Annotated in this window: 18 protein-coding genes and 1 pseudogene; 8 read left to right on the top strand and 11 right to left on the bottom strand. The window is 46.9% G+C overall.

The genetic code is table 11. From position 1 onward, the window contains the following. Positions 1-200: 200 nt before the first annotated feature. Together H6F91_RS00765 and H6F91_RS00760 are read right to left on the bottom strand one after the other, a co-directional pair. Positions 201-2,171, bottom strand: coding sequence for a CHASE2 domain-containing protein (locus H6F91_RS00765; protein ID WP_190774341.1), 1,971 nt, complete (start codon positions 2,169-2,171; stop codon positions 201-203). 575 nt (positions 2,172-2,746) lie between these two features. Then, on the bottom strand, positions 2,747-4,903 hold the full coding sequence (locus H6F91_RS00760; RefSeq protein WP_190774340.1) for a S8 family serine peptidase: 2,157 nt from the start codon (positions 4,901-4,903) through the stop codon (positions 2,747-2,749). An 801-nt stretch (positions 4,904-5,704) separates the two neighbouring features. Here H6F91_RS00760 and H6F91_RS00755 point away from each other — a divergent pair. The 6 genes and pseudogenes from H6F91_RS00755 to H6F91_RS00730 all read left to right on the top strand — a co-directional run bounded on the left by H6F91_RS00755 (position 5,705) and on the right by H6F91_RS00730 (position 11,795). Beyond that, positions 5,705-7,312 (top strand): DUF6798 domain-containing protein, encoded by a 1,608-nt coding sequence (locus H6F91_RS00755; protein WP_206754882.1) that lies wholly within the window; start codon positions 5,705-5,707, stop codon positions 7,310-7,312. A gap of 605 nt (positions 7,313-7,917) precedes the next feature. Then, complete coding sequence (locus tag H6F91_RS00750; RefSeq protein ID WP_190774338.1) at positions 7,918-8,082, top strand: hypothetical protein; 165 nt, start codon at positions 7,918-7,920, stop codon at positions 8,080-8,082. Between the two features lie 210 nt (positions 8,083-8,292). After that, positions 8,293-9,357, top strand: a complete 1,065-nt coding sequence (locus tag H6F91_RS00745; protein WP_190774337.1) for a LysR family transcriptional regulator — start codon at positions 8,293-8,295, stop codon at positions 9,355-9,357. Between the two features lie 404 nt (positions 9,358-9,761). Further along, positions 9,762-9,938 (top strand): hypothetical protein, encoded by a 177-nt coding sequence (locus tag H6F91_RS00740; RefSeq protein ID WP_190775410.1) that lies wholly within the window; start codon positions 9,762-9,764, stop codon positions 9,936-9,938. 70 nt (positions 9,939-10,008) lie between these two features. Next, positions 10,009-10,899, top strand: a pseudogene (locus H6F91_RS00735) (EamA family transporter). A gap of 59 nt (positions 10,900-10,958) precedes the next feature. Then, positions 10,959-11,795: a PhzF family phenazine biosynthesis protein gene (locus H6F91_RS00730; protein WP_190789179.1), complete on the top strand. Its 837-nt coding sequence runs from the start codon at positions 10,959-10,961 to the stop codon at positions 11,793-11,795. A gap of 85 nt (positions 11,796-11,880) precedes the next feature. On the opposite strand, the gene H6F91_RS00725 is transcribed toward H6F91_RS00730, so the two are convergent. Next, positions 11,881-13,125, bottom strand: coding sequence for a cysteine desulfurase-like protein (locus H6F91_RS00725; RefSeq protein WP_190775408.1), 1,245 nt, complete (start codon positions 13,123-13,125; stop codon positions 11,881-11,883). 55 nt (positions 13,126-13,180) lie between these two features. Further along, positions 13,181-13,876 (bottom strand): 2OG-Fe dioxygenase family protein, encoded by a 696-nt coding sequence (locus H6F91_RS00720; RefSeq protein ID WP_190775407.1) that lies wholly within the window; start codon positions 13,874-13,876, stop codon positions 13,181-13,183. 866 nt (positions 13,877-14,742) lie between these two features. Between H6F91_RS00720 and H6F91_RS00715 the strand changes: the two genes are divergently transcribed. Continuing rightward, entirely contained in the window at positions 14,743-15,675 is a 933-nt protein-coding gene (locus H6F91_RS00715; RefSeq protein WP_190789178.1) for a pentapeptide repeat-containing protein, read from the top strand. Positions 15,676-15,924: 249 nt separating this feature from the next. Here H6F91_RS00715 and clpP read toward each other — a convergent pair whose 3' ends face one another. The 6 genes from clpP to H6F91_RS00685 form a co-directional block, all read right to left on the bottom strand. Beyond that, the gene (clpP, locus tag H6F91_RS00710; protein WP_190775405.1) at positions 15,925-16,545 is read right to left on the bottom strand and encodes an ATP-dependent Clp endopeptidase proteolytic subunit ClpP; all 621 of its coding nucleotides are present in this window, start codon (positions 16,543-16,545) and stop codon (positions 15,925-15,927) included. A gap of 75 nt (positions 16,546-16,620) precedes the next feature. Continuing rightward, entirely contained in the window at positions 16,621-17,007 is a 387-nt protein-coding gene (locus H6F91_RS00705) for a nuclear transport factor 2 family protein (RefSeq protein ID WP_190775404.1), read from the bottom strand. A 210-nt stretch (positions 17,008-17,217) separates the two neighbouring features. After that, entirely contained in the window at positions 17,218-17,817 is a 600-nt protein-coding gene (locus H6F91_RS00700; protein WP_190775403.1) for an SRPBCC domain-containing protein, read from the bottom strand. Further along, the gene (locus H6F91_RS00695; protein ID WP_190775402.1) at positions 17,814-18,137 is read right to left on the bottom strand and encodes a metalloregulator ArsR/SmtB family transcription factor; all 324 of its coding nucleotides are present in this window, start codon (positions 18,135-18,137) and stop codon (positions 17,814-17,816) included. The genes H6F91_RS00700 and H6F91_RS00695 overlap by 4 nt, the downstream gene beginning before the upstream one ends. Before the next feature lie 220 nt (positions 18,138-18,357). Further along, complete coding sequence (locus tag H6F91_RS00690) at positions 18,358-19,272, bottom strand: SH3 domain-containing protein (protein WP_190775401.1); 915 nt, start codon at positions 19,270-19,272, stop codon at positions 18,358-18,360. 73 nt (positions 19,273-19,345) lie between these two features. Then, complete coding sequence (locus H6F91_RS00685; RefSeq protein WP_190775400.1) at positions 19,346-20,245, bottom strand: AraC family transcriptional regulator; 900 nt, start codon at positions 20,243-20,245, stop codon at positions 19,346-19,348. A gap of 217 nt (positions 20,246-20,462) precedes the next feature. Between H6F91_RS00685 and H6F91_RS00680 the strand changes: the two genes are divergently transcribed. Then, positions 20,463-20,972 (top strand): MAPEG family protein, encoded by a 510-nt coding sequence (locus H6F91_RS00680; protein ID WP_190775399.1) that lies wholly within the window; start codon positions 20,463-20,465, stop codon positions 20,970-20,972. A gap of 344 nt (positions 20,973-21,316) precedes the next feature. Here the strand turns inward: H6F91_RS00680 and H6F91_RS00675 are convergent, their stop codons facing one another. After that, entirely contained in the window at positions 21,317-24,694 is a 3,378-nt protein-coding gene (locus H6F91_RS00675) for a PAS domain-containing protein (protein ID WP_190775840.1), read from the bottom strand. Between the last annotated feature and the right edge of the window lie 485 nt (positions 24,695-25,179).

Genomic DNA, 25,179 nt, shown 5'->3' with positions numbered 1-25,179 from the left:
CATGATTAATACTTCCCAATCTCTGTAATTGAGTAGCAATGACTATTGAAAACGTGAAAGATCTGTACACGATGAGCCTATCCGGAAATCAATTTTGGAGAGCACGATACGCAGGCATCGCACTCTCCAAAATTGATTTCCAGTTCTCCGATAAATTCTATGCACACAAGTATCGAACCTCAGTTCAGATTATCTTGATCTTATTTCTGCTTTGCTTCCAACATTTTTGCAGCAAAATTCCAGGGAATCGATCTTTCTTGAGATGGCCAGGTCAGTTCGCAGATAGTGCCGTCAGGTGAATGAAGCAAGCACCGATATTGTCCATGTAATTTTCGCGCAAGTTGCTTTGCTTGTTTCGTTCCTATACCTTTGGAATAATGATTGACTTCTGTTATTACCGTATTCTTTTCGATTTCAAGATTGGCTCCATTATCTACAACACGAATAATATTTATACCATTCAACTGGCTGCAATTCACCTGAAGCCGCGTTGGTTTAACAGCATGCTTACCAACGTTACATAATGCTTCTTCCAGAAATCGGCAGAGAGAACGACGTTGCTCAAGGGTGAGATTCTCGTCAACCATCGGTTCAAATCTAACAACTTTGAGCTTAAGAGACTGAAACCCCTCAAAGCCTCGTTCCAGTACAGAGCTATAGACCTCATAAAGTAATTCGTGAAGTGGGGATTGCAGGTCTAATGCACAATTCACACTGAGATAGAGGCGATCGCTCTGCACCAGCGCCTCCTTGCGTACCGACTCATACACAGCTCGCAGCTCTTGATTCAAATGTTGCAAATCTTCATGGATATAACTGGAGGAGGTATCTAATTCTGCTGTTTGTTTCAACAACGTGGCCAGAGTTTGCAGAGGCCCATTATGAATAGCACTAAAGGTATGCTCAATGATAGCCTGTCGCTCAATGAGACGCGATCGCAAATCCTGCTCTTGCCGATAAAACGCTGCAAGTGCCAGCCCAGCCCCATTCAACACCAACCCGATGAGAGCCGGGACAAGGGGCAACCACCAACCCCATAGTAGAGCTCCATAACTCGAACCGAGAAGTGCCAGGGTGGCGATCGCTACCCCTGCTAGAATCCGGAGGGGCGATCGCAACCACCATGCTACCAACAAACCCAAGATACTCCAGGCCGCAATCCAGGTATACTCCCAGGGTTCTGTCCAGGTACGAAGCAGGGGCCGTCCATCCAGCACGGCACCGAGCAACTGGCTGACGGCGTGAGCCTGAGCTTCCACACCGTAAAACAAAGAAGGATTATCAATATCGACAGCTGAGGAAGTGATTGTATCCCTGGCACTCTCTGCCGTAATGCCAATGAGAATAATTTTGCCGCGAAACCATTCTGGTTGAATGCGTCCTGTTTCAATGTCCTCTAAAGAAACGCGACGAAATGGATTTCGTCCCTTACGGAAATTGAGCAGAGTCTGCTCACCGCCAGCATCTGTTCGTACATATCCCCCAGTATTGGGCTGGAAGCGAGGAATTTCCACATTCCCAAACTGCATAGCTTTAGAATCACGCTCTCCATTGCGCAACCCCAAACCTTGAGGGGCCAAGTACTGATCTACCAAGCGAATCGAGAAGGAAAATCGATACTCCTTCTGTTGATTCAGGCTACCCAAAAGACTACGTCTATAGGCCCCATCACTATCTGGCAGAGCATCCGCAAAGCCGACCTGTTCGGGTGGCAAATATGGGGGTGCAGAAACGGTATAACCACTCGCTCCAGGCAAGATTTTTTCAATGGCAATAATGTTAGGTTTGGATTGAAATGCTTGCTTCAAAGCAACATATCCCTGTTCATCTCCGGGGGGAACAGCCAGGTCACGAAACAGGTCTACTCCAATGGCGGTGGGTTGGTAGCCCTGCAACGTCGTTAATAATTGAGCAAGAGTGCGATCAGGAATCGGGTAGGTGCCAAGACGGCCAATATCGGATTCAGTAATGCCAACGATAACAACCCGTTCATCCATAGGTTCTAGAGGGCGCGATCGCAACATTCGGTCAAAGGCTGACCATTCTAACCCCTGCATCGAACCCGTAAGCCGAGCTGCCACTACCACACCCATTACCATCAGACCCGGTAGCACTCCAGAGTAAGCGGTAAAATCTATTTGCTGCATAGATGCCCAGAGATTGCGTTTCATAGGTGGGTGTGAAGGCCACTGAATATCAATAAATATGCCGTAGCAATCAGACAAACTGCTTGCCGATTAGAATCTACTTTCCATGTTTTTTCATGTTCTTGGTGTATGAAAAATCTTTCTAAGAAGCTTTAAAGCACACCTAAAATTATTAATTTTTTATTAATCATCTCTATCCATCCCCTTAAGCACAACAAGTTTTGCTTAATAATAGCGGAACGTTCCATTCACAAGGAACCATCTGGCCGTCGCCCTATTCCGTAGGATCTTCTAAAATGCTCACCTCGCAAATACTAATAGCTTAGTAAAGAAAAATTCCCGAGAAGGGAAATTTCGTTTGGCAGCAAGCTCCTAAGTAGATTGTTGCAATTAAACATAAAGCCCGAAAAATTGTGCCACTTAGCACTTTATTACGACATAAAGTGAGAACCCAGGTCAATCCCCAAGCTCTTGTATGTCGTAATAGAGCAGTGTGCAAGTGCGTTAAGTACAGCAACGGGGTGTGAGACACAAAGTGCCTCACACCACCGTACTTAATCAACGCGCGTAGCGCTTATAAAACTAGAGATGAACGTCAATTAAACAACGACGAAGTCTTCTGCGGATAGAGCAGGGGTGCCTGCTAATATGGCGAATTGCCCACCATTACCAAAAGTTGATTGGCTACCATTCGCATTGTAGAAGAGATTGCCAGTGGATAGGCTATAGACAAGAGATGCTGCGCTCAAGCCAGCATTAAAGTCATTCACAGCCAGATCGAACGTCAGGGATATATCACCGAAAATCGGGATAAAAACATTGCTATCTAACACAATGCTATCAACCCCCGAAACAAAATCGGTAATGAGATCAATGCCAGGTTGGCTACCAAAGTAAAAGCTATTCTGGCCATTACCCCCAGTCAGGGTATCGTTTCCAAAACCTCCATCGAGCCAGTCATTTCCTTGACCTCCAGCTATCCAGTCATCTCCCCCAAAACCCTGTAGGGCGTCGTCACCACGCGCTCCAAACAAGCTATTACTGGCAAAGTTACCATTAATTTCATCATGACCATCCCCTCCAATTGCGGCTTCAATTACTGTTGTGGCGGTAATGGTGAGAAGCCGACCATCGATCACACTGGTGCTGCCCGGATTCAAATTAATAGTGAGATTAGAGGCGATCGCCGCCGCATTTACCGTATCAAAGCCAAAGGCATCATAGAGGTATCCTCGATTCGGGATTGTCAACTCGGAAAAGCTATTAGTGTAGATGTAGGTGTTATCTAGTGTTGGCAAATCGCCATAGGCTCGTAGCGACCAGTCATCTAAAATTCCTTGATCACCTGTGGCGCGATCGCGTACCACCAACGTCCAGGTCCCTGCCGCATCTTCACCCCAGAACTGAGTACTCATGAAAGTGAACTGCAACGTGCCTCCCTCCATACCGAAGGGACTATTAGCTGATGCACCAGGTCGGTCCATCAAGACACTCTCTGTTCCATTAGGGGAAACCAAAATCAGTTGGACATCCCCTAAATTTTGGTGAGAAAGGTTAACGTCGATCTCCACATGGTCAACGGTCAGATTGGTACTTAATGTAATCTGACTATGAGCATCGATTTGATCGAGAATGAAGCTGTCTAAGAACTGCGTTCCCTCAACAAACCATTCATTAGCGGCTGTGTGCTGAGTTTGCCAGGTTTCCGCTAAACGTACGGCTGCATGAGCATCAACCAAACCAAAGCCGTAGTCAGTGCTGGTGCGCAAACCACCACCATTCCAGTTATAGGCACCGTTGGTCTGCCAGGTTGGATTGGACGTATCGGTTTGACGCGCGGAGTAAGCCAGGATTTCTTGGATATCCCGGTAACCCAAATTAGGGTTAGCCTCCAGCATCAGGGCAATAATACCCGTAACCATTGGGGCAGCAGAAGATGTACCGTTAAACGTACCTGTATAATTTCCCGAAGTATAGCCTGGGAAGCCGGGGCGATCGGTCGTGACAATGCCATCTGTCCCACCCCTCTCAGGTTCTCCTCCAAAGGCAGAAACCAGAAGGCTAGCTCCAGGGTTACTGTAGGCTGTATAAACCCCTGTGTGAGTTAAGGCTGCTACCGCAATCGTAAACCGTGAATTGTTAAAGTTACTGTAGTTGGTATTCATACCAATTTCACGTTCATTTCCACCGCTAAATACGATAGCGGTGCCTAAACCATTACGGCCTGCAGTGGCAGCGTACTCCAATGCATATCTGTATAAAGGCTGTATTAAAAAGTCAGCGGTAAAAGGGGCAGAGGTTCCCCAACTATTATTCGCCACATCAAAGTTAGCCATTTGAGCCAGGGCATAGCTCGTGTTCTCATAAAAATAGGGATCATCTCCGTACCGAATTCGTAGCCCTGCGATGTTGGCATCGGGTGCAATGCCGACACCCCCTTCCCCGTTATTGCCACTCGCGGCAATGATGCCTGCTACGGCCGTACCGTGATTGTCACTGGCTCGCGCAGGACTCCCATCGCTCACACGGTACTCTGCATCCAAGTCGGAGAAAAAGTCATAATTGGCAATTAAATCGGGATGATTGTAGTCCACGCCATCATCAATAACGGCTACACGAACCCCGGCTCCTGTGTAATCAGCCCAGACAGGGAGAATGTTCAAATCGATGCCAGGGATACCACCGGATTGACCATCGTTGTGCAGGTACCATTGTTGATTGAAAAGCGGATCATTGGGCAGAAATTCGTGTGTCATGGGGCTTATTCTGGTTGTTCAGTGACGATTGAAGAATGTGTGTCAATGTGGCCGATACTGTGTTTAGCAGAAATCGTAGAGATGTTTCGCTTTACTGATTCCAGAATAGAGAAACGACCATAGCCATTCACTTGGGCTTTCTGCCAAGTAAGCCGCACTTTTTGATCAATCTGAAAGACTAAATGAACAACCAGTATTGCTGAAAACTGCAAAGCTTATAAGCTTGCGTTGCGTGACATCACTATCCTTAGAAAGGGTGTCGCCAAGGAGATAGGGAGGTTTTGTACTCCCTATCTCCTTGACGACAACTATTGTGTGTGTTGGAATAACCATGATGTAAATCGATTTCATACAAATACCGCCTCCATTCACATCATGGTTATTCAATAGAATTCGATATACTCACCTCTTGCACCTTTCTAAAACCAAAATCCAGAACCACCATTTTTCTAGATGCAGCGAAAAAATAATGGTTCTGGGTTTTGGTGCAAGATATGAGTAGGGATTGAGCTGAGGTGCACGCCATCGCTCATTCGGGTACTTACTTTGCGAAAGCATGATGAGTTTGTAGAAAGTACCTGAGGTGGATAGGGCGATCGCCCCATCCTACCTCTCCATAGGAGAGCCGCAAGTTCTTAACGGATCGACTACTTTGAATGAGCAGGCTTCCCACACCACGCCTACAGGTGGGGTAAGATTCATCATGAGTACGTTCTGGAAAACTGTTTTGAGGGTATGTGATGCACACTCTCAAAATCGTTCGCGATGATCTGACATCAAATCCCCATGCAAATGAAAACTGTGTTCGAAAGAAAATTGGCCCAGCCCTGGGTGCAGTGGCTGGCAGTCTTTATATTTATTAGCTTGGGGTTTGTGCTAGTCGAAAATATGGGCTACACCAACGAAGTGGATGTGCTGCCCTTGGCGCGTCAATTCGCCGATCCACATTGGATGCCAAATGATTGGTACTTAAATCAACCCGCCGGGTACCGGTTTCTTTTCTCCAGCCTGGTAGGCCCTCTCATTAAAGTCTGGGGATTCCTGGCAACCTCGATTATAGGGCGATTATTTTGTTATGGCTTAGTTGCAGCAGGACTGGTCGGTATCGGGCGAGCACTACGCCTGAGCCTCCCCTATTTGCTGCTGGCGATCGCCCTTTTCTTCTACAGCTGGGAAGACCAGGGGATGACCGCCGAAGAGTGGATTGTGGGAGGTCTGGAGGCAAAATCAATTGCCTATGGGTTTGTGCTATTAGCGATCGCGGCTATTTTACGACGGCACGAGCGGCAAGCGGCAGCTTTCCTGGGAATTGCAACCTCCTTCCATGTGTTGGTAGGAGGCTGGGCAATGGTAAGCGGCTTGCCCCTCTGGTTCTGGCACAACCGAAAGTCTTTCAGCATTTCACGATTCCTGACTGTAGGCACTTTTTTTAGCATATTCTCTGCGTTTGCCAGCCCAGCGGTCGTCAAGCAACTCTTGACACCAGTTCCGGAATCATCTATTTCGCCGTCGTTTATTTATGTCTTTCTGCGCTTACCCCACCATCTCAATCCCTTTGCTTGGAATACCGTAGGCTGGGTTCGGCTGGGTCTTTTCACCGCTGCGTTTGGCCTTACAGTTTTTTTGATTGTCCGGCAACGAAATCGCTTACCGGAAGCACAATTTCAGGCCTGTTGGGACCTAATACTATTTACAGGACTCAGCATGGTTCCCTTCCTGATAGGGCTTCTTGTGGCTCCTTTGGATGCTCAAGGAAAATTGTTGCAATATTATCCCTTTCGATTAGGAGATGTGCTGTTACCTCTGGCAACGTTTTTATTAATAGCGGTATCGCTGGAACAACAACTTCGCTACTGGAATTACCGAGCCTGGGCAATTTTAGGTATTGTCCTGCTGGTAGTCTTTACGGTGAGCCAAACTGAAAAATTTGTCTACAGCATTGAGGATATTCAAGGCTATCCCGATACTCAACAGGAGTCGGATGAAGAATGGCGTGACCTTTGCGGATGGATTCGTCGCAATACTTCAAAAGAAGCTGTATTTGTGACGTTGCCCTTGAATCGTAATAGTTTTAGCTGGATGACAGAACGGGCGATCGTAGCCAACTATAAGTTCTTACCCCAAACAACTCAAGAGATCGTCGAATGGTACGAGCGGGTAGATGATCTCACAGAAGGAAAACTCTCCAGTCTGGCAACAGATACTGAAAAACTACATTGGACTCGGGGCGTCAGTGTCGATATCCGGAAAGAGCTTAGGAGTGCCTATCTTAATCTGGACACAACTGCTGCCACTGCTCTGATGAATAAATATCAGGCTTCGTACTTTTTGTCGCGATCAGGACACGTCCTTAATTTACCCATTGCCTACCAAACACACTCCTATATTCTTTACCAAAACCCCCAATAGTTCGCCAAGCGAATGTTGAGTAGCGGAAAAGCACACTGCTGAGGAACCTTGAGGAAGTGATGTGACCTGCTTTGCACACCGCATCGCCCCCTCAAAGTTTCTCTTTAAAAGTTATTGTTTCATGCACAGAAGCGCACGAAAAATAATATTTTTGTTTTACGTGGCAGCCGCCCAAGGGTTACTTCTGCGTAAAATAGCTAACGAGTTGACCTCTAGACCGGTATCTATTGAAATCAGTAGGAGGATTAATATAGCTCTATGGACTCAGAAGCAGAACGTTTAGTTTTTGGAAAGCTAGGCTCCGTGGGGCTTCCCAAAAACTAAACGTCACAACTGAATTACGTAGGGCTATGTACTTTTAAGCGCGCACACCTTTGTAAAGAAATGCTAACAAGATTAAAGGGAGAATTAGAATAAGATAAACTTTTAGCATCCTTAAGATTTTCTTTACATCTTGTTCTCATTAGGTATGTGAACGAAGGGGATAAGTAGCATTTTTTTGAATACAAAATCGGTGTTGGTGACATGGGCTTTTTAAGGCCCGTGCATCAACAGACAATTTGTGCTGTATACCGTTCCTAATTTTTAGTTCTTTTGAGGTTTTTATGACTATTGTTCCGGGTACTCCTGTGAAACTTCCTGACGGTCGTGATGGTATCGTTATTCCGCCTCCTATTTCCTCCCGCGATCGGGTGTTGGTAAAAGTGAAAGGAGGGAAAAAAGTATGGTTCGGGGTGGATGAATGCGTCCCCGTATTTTCAGCTCCCTAGTTTCTGTTTGAAAGTTGAATTTCTTCGTGTGCAGGCGGCACGAAAAATAGTTTTTCCAGATAGCTTTAAATCAGACTCTAGCCAATTCGATATAGGTCGGTATAACTCTTTAAATTTGTGTGTTCGTTGGCATGACGGTCATGAGCAACGTGCTAAATCGCTTGAAATGCTTTCATCCTTGTCACGGTAGCGAACAAAGGGTTGATTCTTATGGGACTAGACGGGTTCTCTCAGGAATACGGACTGGAAACAATTCATAAAGATATTGATAGTCCTAATGACCTGCCTGCGCAGAGTCTGCTGCAATGGATTTCAACAACGGAAGCAACAAATTTACTAGGTTCACCGCGATCGCCCCGTTCCCTCAAACAACTCACCTTGCACCAATTGAGAGTGTTCGAAGCAGCGGCTCGTTACCGTAGCTTTACCCGAGCAGCTAAAGAGCTTGATTTAACTCAACCTACCATTTCAATGCAGATTAAGCAATTAGCTGATCTTGTAGGAATGCCTTTATTTGAGCAGGTTGGTAAACAAGTATTTCTGACAGGTGTAGGGCAAGAAATGCTCACAGCGTCTTACAAGATGTTTGAGAAAATTGCCGAATTTGAAATGCGGATTGCTGATTTGAAGGGCCTGAGCCAAGGGCATTTAAAGATTGCGACCATTTCTCCCATTAATACCTTCGTTTCTCGTTTATTGAGCCCCTTCTGTCAGCGTTATCCTGGCATTGAAATCTCCGTTGACTTGATGAACAGTGAACAAATTTTCAACCAACTTGCAGAGAATACTCACGATCTCTACTTGATGTGTGAACCACCAGAGGAGCCAGGAATTTATAGCCAATCCTTTGTTGACAATCCCTTAGTTGTTGTTGCCCCTCCTTATCATCGTCTTGCTACCCAAGCCCATATTCCAATCTCCCAGATGGAGGGCGAACAGTTTGTCATGCGTGAGATCGGTTCGGCGACCCGTCGTGCTGTCAAAGCATTATTAGATCAGCACGGAGTATCCGTCCGGGTTCAGCTCGAAGTGGGCAATAATGAAGCGATCAAACAGATGGTAATGTATGGCCTGGGAATTTCGGTTCTGTCTTACCACATGGTGATGAATGAAGTAGCAAACGGTCAACTTGTGCTTCTGAATGTAGAAGGTTTTCCCATCAATCGCAATTGGTATGCTGTTTACCCCTTGAGTAAGCAACTGTCAGTGGTTGCCAGCACCTTTCTTCAATATCTAAAGAGTGAAGTAAAAAGCTTTCCAGTACTCGCAGCGTAATAGATGTTTGAGAAGATTGTTGTTCCGTATTTAGGTAGAAAATACTGCACGGCGGAAACCAAACATAAGCAGGCTTAGACCGCTCAGTAAGTAGCCCAGCTCAATTAAACATAAGACCAAAGGGGTTATGTCGTCTTCCATACGAGCGGCATAACCCTTTTGGTTAATTCAACTCATCCTGTGTTGACAGCAATTCTCATTTTGGAATCCAACCCGAAAATAGCCCACCTTCGGCGGGCTATTTTCGGGCTTCAAAGCTGAGAGTTCGTGCCCTTCGGGCACGAACTCTCAGCTTTGAAGCCCATACTGAGAATTGCTGCAGTGTTGAGGCTCCTATAGCCAGAAAAGTTAAAATGTGTAAGCGATACATGATGTACCAAACTGCCCATTGAGCACGATAGTCTATGGACATGCTGCAAGCTGTTGTAGGGGAACGACGGACCTATTCCAATGCAGGATGTTCCCATGATCATCCCTTTGCTCAACTCATTCTGCCACTGACGGTCGAGAGAAGGGCGTGGAACGAAGCCCCTTTTCTGGACCCCATGAAAGAACCCAAAATTTGGCGAATTGATGCCTGAGATTTGGCTAATTCAGGCCCAAAGCTATCTCCTATGCTGAGCTATATCAGCATTGAGGGTGATACTTATGATGCGCTCAGCTTCGAACCAACGACAGCCAACAGCAATTGGGTTTACAGCCATTCTGATGTGGGCGACCTTAGCCCTTTTGACGAAATTTAGCGGAACTGTGCCGCCGTTCCAACTCACGGCCATGTCCTTTACAATCGCCTTTCTCATTGGAATAGTGACCTGGATTCATGACGGCAACAATCCAATAAATCATCTCAAATTACCGAAAGCTGTGTGGGAATTAGGTATCACGGGGCTCTTTGGCTACCATTTCTTCTACTTTATGGCGTTGAGAAATGCTCCTGTCGTTGAGGCGAGTTTAATTGCTTATTTGTGGCCATTACTCATCGTCCTGTTTTCAGCGTTATTGCCGGGGGAACAATTGCGGTGGTTTCATGTTTTGGGAGCGATCGCCGGTTTCACAGGTGCTGCGCTACTGATTACGAAGGGGCAATCCCTGACCTTTGATGCTCGTTACACAGTAGGTTATCTAGCGGCATTTATTTGTGCGTTAATTTGGTCACTCTATTCTGTGCTGTCTCGTCGGTTTGGTGCGATTCCAACCCATGCTGTGGGTGGTTTTTGTGGTGCGACAGCTATTCTCGCTTGGCTCTGCCATTTCGGGTTTGAATCCACCGTTTTGCCTTCGGGTTGGGAGTGGGTTGCTATCTTCTGTCTGGGATTGGGGCCTGTTGGACTGGCTTTTTTCACCTGAGACTATGGCGTTAAGCATGGCAACATTAAGGTGTTAGGAGCGCTTTCCTACATCGCTCCTCTGTTGTCAACCATTCTGCTGATTGTTTGTGGGTTGGCTGAGTCCAGTGGGTTGGTGTGGTTAGCGTGTTTACTCATTGTTGGTGGGGCGTTGCTGGCAGTGATAGACTTCTTCAAGCCCAACGTTGAAAGATAATCACTTGATTGGCGGCAACGGATGCCGCGTTACTCTATTTCGAGAAAAACACAGGAACCATGACGTCAGGAACCCTTTATCGTTTGTCAGCATTTACGACGACCCCTGAAGGGGGCAACCCTGCTGGTGTTTGGGTCGGGGACACGCTTCCAGAACCTGAGGTGATGCAACGTATCGCGGCTGAAGTTGGGTTTTCGGAAACTGCTTTTGTTGCGCCTACCACTGGGCCTGAGCGAACCGTTCGTTACTTTAGCCCCGAAGTAGAAGTCCCGTTTTGTGGGCATGCGACCATCGCAACCGGAGTCGTGCTGGGGGAGAATGACGGGGATGGCACCTATCAGTTGGTAACATCTGTTGGCACTGTGCCTGTTGCAGTCCACCAGCGAGACGGCCACTATGAAGCGTCTTTAACCTCTGTTGAGCCTGGCTATGAACCAGCACCAGATGAGCTCGTCAGCGAGGCGTTGGCAACGTTGGGCTGGACGCGGGATGATCTGGACGATTCAATTCCCCCTGCCAGAGCATACGCTGGAGCATGGCACTTAGTGGTGGCAGTCGCCAAAGCTCAACGCTTAGCTCAATTGGATTACGATTTCGAAGCTCTCAAGGCTCTCATGCTACGGGATGGGCTCATCACATTACAGCTTGTATGGCGGGAGAACGATGATACCTTCCACTCACGCAATCCTTTCCCGGTAGGAGGGATTGTGGAAGACCCCGCTACTGGGGCGGCAGCGGCGGCTCTCGGGGGATACCTTCGAGAAGCGAAGCTTGTTATGGTGCCCAAAACTCTCTTGATTCGGCAAGGAGAAGCTATGGGCCGTCCTAGCCAACTTGAAGTCCACATTCCTGCTAGTGGTGGAATTGTCGTGACGGGTAAGGCGATTCGAATTTAAAGACCCACATGAAGCTGCACGAAATGGGAAGGGTGGCACTATACGCCACCCTTCCCATTTTGTGCAGCTTCATCTAGGCAAACAATCAGCAGACCAACTCATGCAGGTTCTGGAGTAGTCTTTCAATTTCTGCCGTCGTATTGTAGTGTGCTAGACCAATTCGTACCAGACCACCGCCAGATTCCAGACCCAACCGCTGGGTTAAATTAAGAGCGTAGAAGTTGCCATTCCAGGTAAAGATGCCCTGTTTGCCTAGCGCTGTTGCCAGTTCTAGGGGCGTATACCCGGCTAGCCGTAAGCCAATGGTGGGAGTACGCCAACCAAACTCACCCGGATCCGTGATGCCATATACCTGCATACCGGGGATTTGCAACAAGTTCGGAATCAATGCCAGGGAAAGCGATCGCTCATACTCTTGAATCGTCCCCATGGCCGCTACCAACGCCTGACGCCGAGTCGAAGCCGCAGGAGATACTCGTTGACCCAACTCTGTCAGATATTGAATCGTTGCACCCAATCCTGCTAGCCCTTCAAAATTTAGGGTTCCTGTCTCCCAGCGATCGGGCACCGTATCGGGAGAAGGTCTGACCTTAAAGGGCTGTAACTGGGCCAGTAGTGCCCGTTTGCCATAAAGAATGCCGACATGAGGACCAAAGAATTTATAGGCGGAGCAGAGCAGAAAATCACAGTCCAGCGATCGCACATCAATCGGCCCGTGGGGTGCGTAATGCACCGCGTCCACAAAGACCCAGGCTCCAACTGTATGAGCCAACTGCACCACTTCGGCAATGGGATTAACGGTGCCAACTGCATTCGAGGCATAGGCAATAGCAACCAGACGGGTACGGTCGGTCAGTTGTTGTTTCAAATTTCCCATATCCAGCGTGCAGTTATGGGGGTGAATATCAACTGTCCGAACAACAACGCCCTGTTCTTTCAATGCCAGCCAGGGAGCAACGTTGGCATCATGATCCAAACACGTGACAACCACTTCATCACCCGGATGCAGCACACGCCCAATAACCCGGCTCATGGCCCAGGTCAGGGTAGTCATGTTGGATCCAAACACTACCTCATCCGGAGCGCAGCCTAACAAGTCAGCGATCGCCTGCCGGGCCGTAGCAACCACAGCTTCAGTGCGTTGGCTGGTAACAAAGGCACCGTGTAGATTGGCATTGGCGTGGGTCAGGTAATCGACCATTGCCTGGGGCACAGCATGAGGAACCTGAGTTCCCCCAGGCCCATCAAAAAACACAGCAGGAAGGCCATTCACCTCCATCGCAAGGGCTGGAAATTGAGCCCGAACCCACTGAAGATCAAAGATAGGCATAGGAATTTCCTTCTCAACCTGTCTGGTATCTGGCACAGTCAGCTTTTCGATAGCTTTACGCTCCTGACTCGGGTGGAAACAAGCCGGGATTTGTCAACACAAATACGTCTCTTACACCCTTATCCCCGGTTGTTTTAATAGGAGAGGTGTAATGGAAATACTGGTCATCTTTAAAGATGAGAAATTCACCCGGATTGAGCACTTTACTGAAGATTGGCTCGTTCTCTTTACTCTGATACAGATGGGTCTCGGCCCCTTCTACCCCTTGCCGATGTACAGAGAAAATTCCAACGAGAGTAACCCCGTCTCGATGAATGCCTTCGGGTGCAGGGTTACCAAGTTTTTGAAGAGACGCCGTTGTACGAATTTGATGGACCGCAATCTCATTGGAGCGTGAACACACCTGGCAGTATTGGTAAAACTCCCAAATAACCGCTTGAAAATCGACTTGCTGAATCAATCCATCTTCCAGCTCTTCATACTCTCGTATGACATCCCCCAATATAGGATTGTAGGTTTTACTTTGAAAGAGCTGACGATGGGGGAGTTGAATCAGGCGATCGCCCAAGATCTTGAAATGAGATAAGCGCCTGAAACGATAATTTCCTTCCAAGTAAGGGTCGGCTGGTAGACGATCAAAGTAGAGTTCAAATGGCTCTACTTTAATTGCATTCATCATTTCCAAAATATAGCTGACTAAACAGTTAGCTCTTGGCTTGATAAATTCTTCCGTCTTAGATGCGTTCAACATTTTCCCACTCCCTAAGGAGAACTATTCTGGTTCTATCACTTGATTAGGCTGTTGTAGCGCCAACTCAACACTGTGAACACTCAAATTTAATTATTTGAAAGAGTACCCACAGCAGAATGAGTAAGAAGTATGAAACGGAATGAGAAGACCGTTTATTTCTTAAGCCTATAACTTCAATTGTAGGTAGAGAATTGTGGAATGTCGATCCTTTGATTCTGATCGGTTGTTATTAAGAAGAATGTGTGGCAGAACCACCTGTCTAGTATTCGATTCATTTTCATAACATCCACCATAGGTGCATATTTGTTTGTGCAATGCTCACCACAAAGCCCACCTGAACGCCCAGGAGTTCGGCACATTACCATTTATGGTTGGGTTTCTAGAAGCCATTTGATAAGCAAGGCAAATTGAGCAGCGGTATTAACCACTGATGACATGAAGAACTGAGGCAAATTTCATGAAGAGTTTCCATGCCTCAATAACAGGAGTTCAGTTAGTAGCCTATAAGATAATGATATTCATCTTTGTGTTCGATTGGCTATGCCTAAAGATCACTCTTAATAGAAGTTTTTCTGTGTGTTGTCGTCTAATACCGTTTCTTTAAGAACTGAATCGATAACCCATTCCAATCCGGTGAAGTACGAGATGGATATGGAACGTCTCCCACATCCATCTCGTACTTCACCGGATTGAAAAATGCTGTATGAAGATTTTCTACATAATATGCAACGAAGTTTGTATGGCATGCCTGAATAATTTTATACAGCCCTTAAAAGGCGGGATGGGGCAAACTGCACCCACCCTATCTCTCAAAAACCGTTTAGGATTCCTATATTCAGGTATTCATTCTTCTGATTTATATCGTTATGCCTCGCAAGCATCCATTCAAGCAAAAGCACCCACGTTTTAATGAGTACCCTTTTGCTCCATGTAACCGAAAGCACCCATTCAATCAGGCTGAACAGTGGCTCCAAACCATTCCAACATGGATTTTTATCGGTGGGACGGTCGTTGTTTTGGCAGGAATTTCTTTGTGGGTTGAACCCGATGTCAATTGGAGGTCTCCCAGAGATATTGTGCGTGTGGTCTTTAACGATGCAGAATCTATTGCGATCGCCTCAGCCGTTCTTCTCTACTTTAAAGAAAGCCCCGATCGTAAAGAACAGAAACATTATGAGGCTTGGCAAGTTGTTGACAATGCGGCAGCGGCAGGGGTTCCCACGAGCTTTGCACGGAACAAGGCACTGGAAAGTTTAAACCGGGACGGTGTCTCCCTTGGAGAGATCGATGTTCCTAAAGCTGACTTGTCAAATATCAACCTCACTGGTGCATACCTTTACCACGCTGACCTTAGCAATACAAATCTTAGCTTTGCTGTCCTTCGAGACACGGACCTTGGGAAAGCGAACTTAAGTGGTGCCATTCTCAACTATGCTCTTTTGAACAGCGCTAATTTTCTGGGTACAAACCTTAGTCATGCTGATCTGAGTAATGGCGTTCTTAATAGTGCCAAGCTGATTGCTAGCAACCTCAAGGGCAGTAACCTGAGTGGAGCCTATCTCGTTGATACCGATTTCAGTAATGCCGTTCTCAACGGTGCCAACCTTAAAGGTGCCTATTTCATTAGAAGTAATCTTCAAAGTGCACAAGGTATTACTCAAGAACAACTCGCTCAAGCAAAACTCTGTCAGGTAGCTTTGCCCGATGGCATTGACCTCGACCCAAATCGTGACTGTGAGGAGCTGAGAGAAAACGACTATGTTGCTTGGATGCTAGAGCATTCAACAGAAGATTTTTAAGAAATATATTGATCTTTACGAATTATTTTAAGGAGATTTCTGCATAAGAATTTACCCGTGATGTGGGTGCTTTGCCCACGAAGCGGGCAAAGCACCCACATCACGGAGGTAATTTTATTACTGGAAATCTCCTAAGTTACTTCTTTATCATTACTCGAGCGTGCTTTCGCCTCATAAAAAGATTAGAGATGTTGCTGAATAGAGCGATGAAATAGCCCTATTCAGCAAGGGGGACTGGAAGCACAGACACTAAACGAATTCAGGCGATGTTGCAAGTTGATAGTTAAGGGGCATCTTAGAGCGATCAATCACCTGATCAATCAGGCCATACTCTACTGCTTCTTGAGCTGACATAAAGAAATCTCGTTCAGTATCCTGCTCAATCTGCTCCAGCGACTTTCCAGTGTAGTTGGCCATACTCTGGTTAATCTGGCGTTTCAAATAGAGAATCTCCTTGGCCTGAATCTCAATGTCCACAGCTTGCCCTTGCGCTCCACCAGAGGGTTGGTGAATCATAATCCGTGAACTAGGCAAACTGCTGCGCTTGCCTTTCGCTCCTGCACCGAGCAGGAATGCCCCCATACTGGCCGCTAAGCCATAACAGATTGTGCAAACATCTGGACGAATCTGATTCATGGTGTCGTAAATACCCAGACCCGCTACCACAGAGCCACCCGGAGAATTGATGTATAAATGGATGTCCTTTTCTGGGTCTTCTGCTTCTAAAAACAGCATTTGTGCGACGATGCGATTAGCCATTTCTGCCTCGACGGGTTCTGCCAGAAAAATAATGCGATCGCGCAACAGACGAGAGTAAATATCAAAAGCCCTTTCTCCGCGACCGGATTGTTCAATAACGGTGGGAATCATAGTGAAATCTTCCTATGAGAATGGTGGGTTGGTAATGAGCGATGTGTAATGTGGGTCCTTCCGTAACTCACTTGTTCAAGCAGTCTCTTGAGAGGAAGTAATTTGGCTTACATGACCTGCGATAATCTGCCAACGGTTTTCACGCTGTAACCAAATGCGGGTGAAGCGGTAAGGTTCTGAGAAAGGCTGCCCATTTAGAATTCCAGCGAGGTCTGCTCTGAGGGTAACAACCACGCAGTCGTTGCTAAAGAGGTGGATTTGGCGATCGCTAATCTCTACTTTTGTGAACTGGAAAACTCCAGAGCGATGGGCTGCGAGATCGTATTGCTTGTTGCCCACAAAACCTGTGTGCATTGTCCAAACCAAATCATCTGCGATCAATTCATCCAGTACAGCAACATCACTGGTCAACATCGCCTGCCGTAATTTTTCCTCCAAAGTTTCGATTGTTTCATGATTCATTGGTAACGGCTCCTATGAAGATAGAGCTACTGAGTTCCCCTTATGGCTTGAAGGAGAATTGATAGGCTTTTACCCAGTAAGGTTGTGTTTGCTTAGATAGGCTGCTACGAGACGAGTCCCTTATTTACCCGCCAAGCTCTAAGCTTTGCTGTGAACATTTCAGGCTTAAATTTCCTACTCCATAGAACATTGCCGGAAATGAGGGCTCTTTTATGAGGGTTCTTCAGGGCATGAATCCTGCTCTAGCAAATCTGGCAGTGTGCGATTGAGAAAATAATTCCACTCAACATTGGCAGGTATTGAGGTGAGGGGGGCGATCGCTATCCCAGGTAAGTTGAACTGAGCTGCCCTAGACAAGTCAGCATTTAAGGAATTCATGACCACCCCTGAGGAGTGGAAAGACTTGCCAGAGTAGGACAGCTCAGACCCTCGATAGGTATGAGCTACAGTATCAGGACGGGCTGAACTCGCAACAGCGGTTGTATAACTGTACTGGTGATGCTTCAAGCGTAATTGCGTTCCACCTGCAACCGTTGTCAGCGTCCAGACCACTAGCGAGGGTTCAGTGGTGGGAGACTCCTGCCAGGTATAAACCAGGCGGGTGGGTTCTTCTAGCTCCACAACTTCGCACTGAATGGTTGTCTTTAAACCGGGTAAAGGTTGGTTGTAGAACCGGAATTTATGCCCCAGCTTTGGTTCAAAGTCATTTTCCATCATCCAGTTAGCGAGGGCGCGGCGATTGGTTAATACCTGCCACACTCGTTCGGGTGGATGCGGATAGAATACTTCCAGATGAACCGCTTGACTCATGAGTTCTCCTCCAAATAAGCACCAAGGGCATCCAGTTTTTGCTGCCAGAACGGTTCATAATAGGCAACCCACTCCAGAACCTCTTGCAAAGGAGCAGGGTTAAGCCGATATAGCCGTTGCCGTCCCGATTTCTGCTGGCTGACTAGCCCCGCGTTACACAGAATTTGTAGATGTTGTGAGATGGCCGGCAATGACATCTCAAAGGGTTCCGCAAGCTGTTTCACAGGCTGCTCTCCGGAGCGTAAGCGATCGAGAATGGCACGGCGAGTCGGGTCAGCGATCGCCTGAAACACGTCGGCACTGGCAACAGGTCTACTCATCAGAGAGAAATTTAAGCGAATGCTTAACTAACTGCAGTATAGATAAGCATTCGCTTAAATGTCAATCCATTGGGGTTGATTAACTTGCATTTTGTAGCAAAACCCAGAATCCCAGCTCTGCCGTTGCTTTGTGGTAGCAGAACTCGGATTCTGGGTTTTGTTGTTTGGGTTTGAAGAGGTGTTTACAAAGTTCAGGTTGCACAAGAGCAACCCACAGCATCTAATCACCCGTAATAAATACCGTCATAAACCAGCCCTGGCCTTCATTCTTAAAGAAGGCTCGGTAGCCTACAGGAGAGAAGGCATAACGGCTAGAAACAAATCCTCGTTTGCCGTCAGGGGTGATCACGGGCCGCCAGCCTTCATTGGTTTCCAGTAGTTGCTGCTGAGTTTGAGAGAGTTGTTCAAAACCTTGAGGGTCCGTCTTCACCACCTCGTTGGATAACACACCCATTACAGCGCTGTCTGGGCTCGGTGCCATGCGAACGTTGATCGCATCCCCAACAATAAACACATCCGTGTAGGGGTCGTAGGACGCTCCATCAATTTGCTGAATTTCACTGGCAGAAGAACAGGTCCATTCTTCGGGATTGCCCATATCATCCGTTTGGCTGTCAACTCTCGGTCCACAAGGGGCATTCACAAGCCGTTCCAGACGCTTCCAGAAAAGGCTGTCAGGATTATCAATATCGAGATCATCCAGGCTCATGGCAGGGCCAAAACTGAGGTGAATATCGGGAGCTGCGATCGCTCGAATGTAGTCAACATGACGTTCATTAACAGCCCGCTGAAGACTTTCTCGAAACTCATAAAAAGAGCTGCCTGGCCGAGCAATATCTGCCAATCCAAAGGGTCTACGAGGATAAGGGTCGGCCGTGGGAGGAGAAGCCTGAGCAACTGAATTAGCAGTTGAGGGAGAGGAATCTGCTTTTGAGTCTGTCGTTGTCGGGGATGCACCTTGAAGTGACGGTGATTTCTCGACTTGAGTTCCTATTGATGTGGAATTTGTGGTAGCGGGTATAGAAACAGGTGTCGTTGATAAAGAAGGATCAGATTGGCAAGCTGGTAAAGCAAGCCCAGCGATCGCGATAATACCTGAGAAAAGGTAACGATAGGAACGGGAATAGCTAGACATACTACTTTCTAACAGGGTCTATAAGAGCCATACAATTCAGCCTCAGACTATTCCGATATCCTATGGAGAAATTTTACTGAGTGACTTGCTGACGATAGATTCCTGGCGTCGTGTTTAGCATTTTACGAAACACCGTTGTCATGTGACTCTGATTACCGAATCCTACTTCGTAGGCGATCGCGACAATCGGCATCTGGGTTGTTCGAAGTAAACGTTGTGCCTGTTCAATTCGACAACGCAACACATATTGGTGGGGAGACAAGCCAGTGGTCGCCTTAAAAGCATGAGCCAGGTAATAGGAGCTAACCCCGACTGAACTCGCCATGTGACCCAGACTTACGTCACTCTGCAAATGAGAATGGACGTATTCCATCATCATCCTCAGTTGTTTAGGAGTTAAACAATCTGGAGCTTTCAATCGCTTAGACACACTTGAGCGATACCAGATAACATGTCCCATAACCAGAGTCGCAAGGGACTCTAGATAGAGCGCACCTCCTACATGTTGAGAATCAACAAAGAAGTGATGCAAGGCTTGCGCAAGCCTGCTACCTTTGGTGCTAGATTGAACCTGCCCTGGTAATAACTCAATCGTGGTTTCATGGGCGTATTCAGCCATTATGCGAGACGTAAGAGATGGCTTGAACGCCAGAATGATGCAGAACCCAGTTGTCTCAATAGAGCGATAGGTCGTACCCCGGGGAACAACATCATATCCTCCGGGTTTCGATTGGTAAGATGTCAACTTGTCAGAATTAAAGGCTGCCAACCCATGACCGGGCTGAAATCGAGTGGAGATGAACTCAAATGGAGCCAAGAGGTTTACTTCTAGCTGCCCTGGAGAAAGCATTGCAGCAATCACATCGGGAGTTTCTATCCAATGTCCCCATTGTGGTAGCTGGCTAAGCGGTGCGCGATCGAGTGGAATTTTACGCTCCGTAGCTGGAAAAATTTTCTCGACTACCCCATTCATCACCATTGCCTGAGCTAACGCTACTTCTGATTTAGCCTCATTAAATATACCCCATTCGATCAGAACATAAGAAATCCAACAATCAATGTAAGCAGATAAGCAAAAAGTTAATTTCTTGAGAATCCTTCGATCTACCCTCAAGAATTGAAAAGACAGTGGAAATGCTTTTCTGTAACGTTATTAGCATTCCTTTCGTAGTGAACTCTATTCTTCAGCTATGACGACCAATCTTGTGCCAGTATCAACCTTGTTTATTGGGTTACATGGTTTGATTGCCTTCATCCTCTCGTACATTGCAGCATCAGAGCGAGTCAAAACAAGGATTTGGCACGGGGAGGCAACAGAGGATGTGATGTCGCAGCCTAATCCTTTAGATAATCCTAATCCCTGGGTGATAACTGTCGAACGGTTAACCCAGCGCAAACTGCAAAGAAGTAAGGTGGATGCAGGTGCATTACAACGTAAAGTTCGTGCACATGGTAACTTTGCTGAATATGTACCGCATGGACTTCTGTTCATTGCTGCCCTTGAACTCATGCAAGCTCAGGGATGGTTAGTCTGGGTGTTGGGAAGTGCACTGACTATAGCGCGCATCGCCCACGCCTATGGAGTCATTACGACATACGGACCATCGCTGAGTCGTGCCACTGGTTTCTTCTTAACCTGGTTTGTTTACATCATTGGTAGTATCGCTTGTCTCTACTACGGTTACCAGGGGCTGATTTAATTGAATAAATTCCATATCATTAGTTCGGACAGTTTTTCTGAAACCGTTGATTTTGCGTGCGCTTCGCGCACGCAAAATCAACGGTTTCAGAAAAACTGTCCAGAGTATTGCCATATAGTGTGCGCATTGATTAAGTAAACCACCATACTTACAGCGCTTTGCGCTTGAGTCAGCCACAGTTATTTTTGTGAGAGCCGCTCTCCGCGCGGCTCTCACAAAAATAACCAGATTTTAAGCGCTTGAAAAGCGCTGTAATCAGCGCGCACAGCTTTATATACTAAAACCCTTATGATGAGGCTGTATGTATACCGCCTCTACCATAAAAGTTTTAGCCTGTTAAGGCATTAACTAGCCCTTGCAACCAAGGGTAAATCAATCAAAAATTCTGCACCCTGACCGGCCTCAGAATTGCAGGTCAGACTACCACCGTGTTTATCCACAATAACCTGATAGCTAATAGACAGGCCCAATCCTGTTCCTTTACCCACAGGCTTCGTTGTGAAGAATGGCTCAAATAGACGCTGTCGAACAAACTCTGGGATGCCAGGGCCATTGTCAGTAATACGAATACGAACATGGCGATCGCCCAAACGTTGAGTTTGAATCGTGATCATACTTGGATTCGCCTCAATATCGTCAGCAGTACGGCGGCTGTTTAACCCATCTAGTGCATCAATTGCATTGACCAGAACATTCATAAATACCTGATTGAGCTGCCCGGCATAGCATTCAACTAGAGGTAACTCTCCGTAATCCTTCACCACATGAATTCCGGGATGCCCTGCCGTTTCCCGCAGACGATTTTGTAGAATCATCAGCGTACTATCAATCCCTTCATGGATGTCGACTGGTTTGATCTCCGCCTCATCCATACGGGAAAAAGTGCGGAGGGCCAGTACAATTTTCTGAATGCGATCGGCTCCTACGCGCATTGAAGCCAGGAGTTTTGGCAGGTCTTCCTTGAGGAATGCGAAATCAATTTCATCGGCTGCATCTTGAATTTCGCGGGCAGGATTGGGATAGTGCCGCTGATACAGTTGGAGCAAATTTAACAAGTCATGGGCATAGTCGCGAGCATGCCTGAGATTGCCATAAATGAAGTTAACAGGGTTGTTAATTTCGTGAGCAACCCCGGCCACCAGTTGCCCTAAACTTGACATCTTTTCCGTTTGTACCAGTTGGGCCTGGGTTTGTTGCAGTTCACGTACCGTTTGTTCTAACTCCTGGGCTTTTTCCCGAAGTTGCGCCTCTGATTGGCGGAGTGCTTCTTCAGCGCGGTTGCGATCGCTCACATCCCAGAAGATGCCCTGCAAACCAACAATTTCACCTTCTGTATTTCGTACTGGAGCTTTGACCACCTGCACATAAATACGTTGGCCTGTACTGGGTAGTTGATGTTCCTCAACAATATCGACAACCTCGCCTGTTTGCATCACATACTCATTATCGGCTGTGTATTTGTCAGCCAGTTCTTTTGGATACAAGTCATAAAGTGTCTTGTGTCGGAGTTCATTGAGCGATAGCCCAACAGAATCTAGAAATGCAGTATTTGCAAAGACAGGCCTTCCTTTGCGATCAACGCGGAAGAGACATTGTGGCAACACATTGGCCAGCGATTCATACAGTTCCAAGCTCTCACGTAAAGCAACTTCTGCCCGTTTCCGATCCGTAATGTCTTCTGTAATAGCGAGCAGATATTCAGGGTTACCACCTGCTCCTAAAATAGCTGTTTTTTTGGTATGTAGAACGCGAGTTTCCCCTTCACCAAGCTGGATTTCCTCTTCGGGAATGTCACTAACCTGGTTTGTTTGTAGAACTTCTCGATCCTTACTCACAAAGCCATCGGCTTGATCGGCCGGGAATAAATCGTAGTCCGTTTTGCCCAACACGTCTGCTGCTTTCAACCCCAATACTGCTTCAGCAGCAGGATTCCACAGCACAAATCGCAAGTCATCGGCTGCTTTTGCTACGACTCCTACAGGCAACGTATTCAATACAGATTCTAGAAATACCTTGGTCTGCTCTAGTTCTGCTTCGGCAGTTTTGCGAGCCGTAATATCATTTCGAATCGCCACATATTGGTATGGCTTCCCCTCAGCATCCAACAGCGGCACAATGGTGCTATCAACCCAATAAAATGAACCATCTTTGGCCCGGTTTTTAATCTCACCCCGCCACACCTGACCTTTTGCGATGGTCTTCCACATTTGAGTAAAGAAAGCACCGGGATGGTAACCCGAGTTGATGATGCGATGAGATTGCCCTAACAACTCCTCACGCTCATATTGAGAAATTTCGCAGAATCGATCATTGACATAATGGATAATGCCACGGCAATCAGTAATTGATACGATTGATGATTGATCCAGCGCAAATTTGATATTCGCTAATTCCCGCAGCGATTGTTGCAATTCAGCCGTGCGTGCCTGTACTTGCTGTTCCAAGCTGTCGTTCAAGGCTTGAATCTGATGTTGCAACTGGTACTGCCCTAGGGCTGGAGCAAAGTGCTTCCCTAACATCTGGGCTAAGTTCAGGTCGCCATCTCCCCACTCGCGAGCCTGTTCTATCTTGTACTCGCGCCATGCTTCAAATGATTGGCGCGGCATTATCTGTCGTTCATCGGAATCAAATTGCCCGGCCCACAACGTTTCTGTTTCAACGGTGTTGCGGAAAATAGTTAGACAACCAATTACCCGCTGTTCCTGACTCAACGGAAGAATCAATACACTTCGAATAGCGGTGGATTGAAAACAACTCACCAGAGTTCGGAATTGAGGATTCTTGTAAAGGTCCGTGATAGCCCATAGCTTACTCGGTTGGCTAGACTGCTGACTCAATGAGGCAGCCGCGGCCGATTGCATAAGGTCTTGCCACAGGTAATGTTCCTCCAGATGCCGTTCTTTGCACCACTTTGCGGTTTGTGGTTGCTCACCCCAAGTATAAGGAGCCTTGGCAGGGTGCCCGTCTAATGGTTGCAGGAAAAGGCGCCCTCCAGAACCCTGTAGAGCCGCAACAGTCGCCTCAAGAGCTTTTTGAAAGCGATCGCCCTGACAGGAATGCAGCATAGTCGCAATTTGATTGACCGTTTGCTCGCATTGGGCTTGTTCTTGCACCTGGATGAGAAGCAGCGATTGGGCGATCGCCACCTCTACCTGATCCACGACTGATTGCAAAAAATCCAACTCTGAATCAGAGACCGCTCGTGGCTCCGAATGGTGGGCCACCAACAGCCCCCAAAGCCGCTCCTGTTGCAGAATGGGAACAACTACGGAGGATTGAACCCCCATTGCCCGTAAATATTCCACATGGCACGGGTCTACAGGACGAAAACGAATATCGCCTTCTGATGTGTCTCCCACTCTGGAGGCATTGGGTAGACTGATACCCAGTACTTGCTGGGACAGGTCAACAATCGATCGCTGCCGTGCCGCTACAAATAATTCGCGGGCATGGGGTGGAATGTCATCAGCGGGAAAGTGCAGACCCAGTAACGACGGCAGGCGCTCGCCATCAATTGATTCGGCAATGACTTCTCCATGCTCATCCGGATAAAAATAGTAAATTTTAACGCGGTCGATGTGAAGAAAATCACGAATTTCGGCAACCGTAGTTTGTAATATATCTTGCAGTTGCAGCGATCGCCGGATGCGACTCACAATCCGGTTTAGCAAGGCTTCCTGCTGTGACTGAGGCTGCAATTTTACTTGATGAAAAGAATTCATAGCAACATTAATAGAACGTTAATGTCCCTGTTAGTATGCACAAAATTTGAGCAGCTTTAACATTTGTTAGAACTACTCAACATTACTATGAACAAGCTGCAATAAAACCCAAAAGCAAAACATTGCGTACTTTTTACTACTTTAACTCTATTTAAAGTAGCCGTAAATACACGTATGCGAAAAGGGAAATGATTTCCCTAAAAGGAGTAAATAGTCGGTTGAAGATACACTCTTCGATCAATTCAGTCTATAGCGCTACACGTTCAGCAGCAGAAAGTTTATTGCTATGGCTTAAAACGGTCTGTTAGAGTGTCACGAAACATCAGCCCCGTCTAAATTCAGTGACAATTTCATGAGCCGTTAGAGGAAAAAGGTTTCTCTTAAGCCATTAAAGGAAACAGTTTTTACGCTACACCAGTAGTGTCTAGTCAATTTATAAGGTTCGGTTCCTGAAACTTATAGATAAGATGAAGAATTTTTTTGTG

Origin of the sequence: Leptolyngbya sp. FACHB-8 (assembly GCF_014695575.1) — a bacterium.
Taxonomy (GTDB): Bacteria; Cyanobacteriota; Cyanobacteriia; order Elainellales; family Elainellaceae; genus Vacuolonema.
The sequence above is the reverse complement of the archived record's forward strand: the minus strand, read 5'-3'. Positions and strand labels throughout refer to the sequence as shown.

Bases quoted from the DNA above. Each gene is read 5' to 3' on its own strand.
- H6F91_RS00765 (WP_190774341.1), bottom strand. From the start codon at position 2,171: ATGAAACGCAATCTCTGGGCATCTATGCAGCAAATAGATTTTACCGCT.
- H6F91_RS00760 (WP_190774340.1), bottom strand. From the start codon at position 4,903: ATGACACACGAATTTCTGCCCAATGATCCGCTTTTCAATCAACAATGG.
- H6F91_RS00750 (WP_190774338.1), top strand. From the start codon at position 7,918: ATGACTATTGTTCCGGGTACTCCTGTGAAACTTCCTGACGGTCGTGAT.
- H6F91_RS00745 (WP_190774337.1), top strand. From the start codon at position 8,293: ATGGGACTAGACGGGTTCTCTCAGGAATACGGACTGGAAACAATTCAT.
- H6F91_RS00740 (WP_190775410.1), top strand. From the start codon at position 9,762: ATGGACATGCTGCAAGCTGTTGTAGGGGAACGACGGACCTATTCCAAT.
- H6F91_RS00730 (WP_190789179.1), top strand. From the start codon at position 10,959: ATGACGTCAGGAACCCTTTATCGTTTGTCAGCATTTACGACGACCCCT.
- H6F91_RS00725 (WP_190775408.1), bottom strand. From the start codon at position 13,125: ATGCCTATCTTTGATCTTCAGTGGGTTCGGGCTCAATTTCCAGCCCTT.
- H6F91_RS00720 (WP_190775407.1), bottom strand. From the start codon at position 13,876: ATGTTGAACGCATCTAAGACGGAAGAATTTATCAAGCCAAGAGCTAAC.
- H6F91_RS00715 (WP_190789178.1), top strand. From the start codon at position 14,743: ATGCCTCGCAAGCATCCATTCAAGCAAAAGCACCCACGTTTTAATGAG.
- clpP (WP_190775405.1), bottom strand. From the start codon at position 16,545: ATGATTCCCACCGTTATTGAACAATCCGGTCGCGGAGAAAGGGCTTTT.
- H6F91_RS00705 (WP_190775404.1), bottom strand. From the start codon at position 17,007: ATGAATCATGAAACAATCGAAACTTTGGAGGAAAAATTACGGCAGGCG.
- H6F91_RS00700 (WP_190775403.1), bottom strand. From the start codon at position 17,817: ATGAGTCAAGCGGTTCATCTGGAAGTATTCTATCCGCATCCACCCGAA.
- H6F91_RS00695 (WP_190775402.1), bottom strand. From the start codon at position 18,137: ATGAGTAGACCTGTTGCCAGTGCCGACGTGTTTCAGGCGATCGCTGAC.
- H6F91_RS00690 (WP_190775401.1), bottom strand. From the start codon at position 19,272: ATGTCTAGCTATTCCCGTTCCTATCGTTACCTTTTCTCAGGTATTATC.
- H6F91_RS00685 (WP_190775400.1), bottom strand. From the start codon at position 20,245: ATGAATGGGGTAGTCGAGAAAATTTTTCCAGCTACGGAGCGTAAAATT.
- H6F91_RS00680 (WP_190775399.1), top strand. From the start codon at position 20,463: ATGACGACCAATCTTGTGCCAGTATCAACCTTGTTTATTGGGTTACAT.
- H6F91_RS00675 (WP_190775840.1), bottom strand. From the start codon at position 24,694: ATGAATTCTTTTCATCAAGTAAAATTGCAGCCTCAGTCACAGCAGGAA.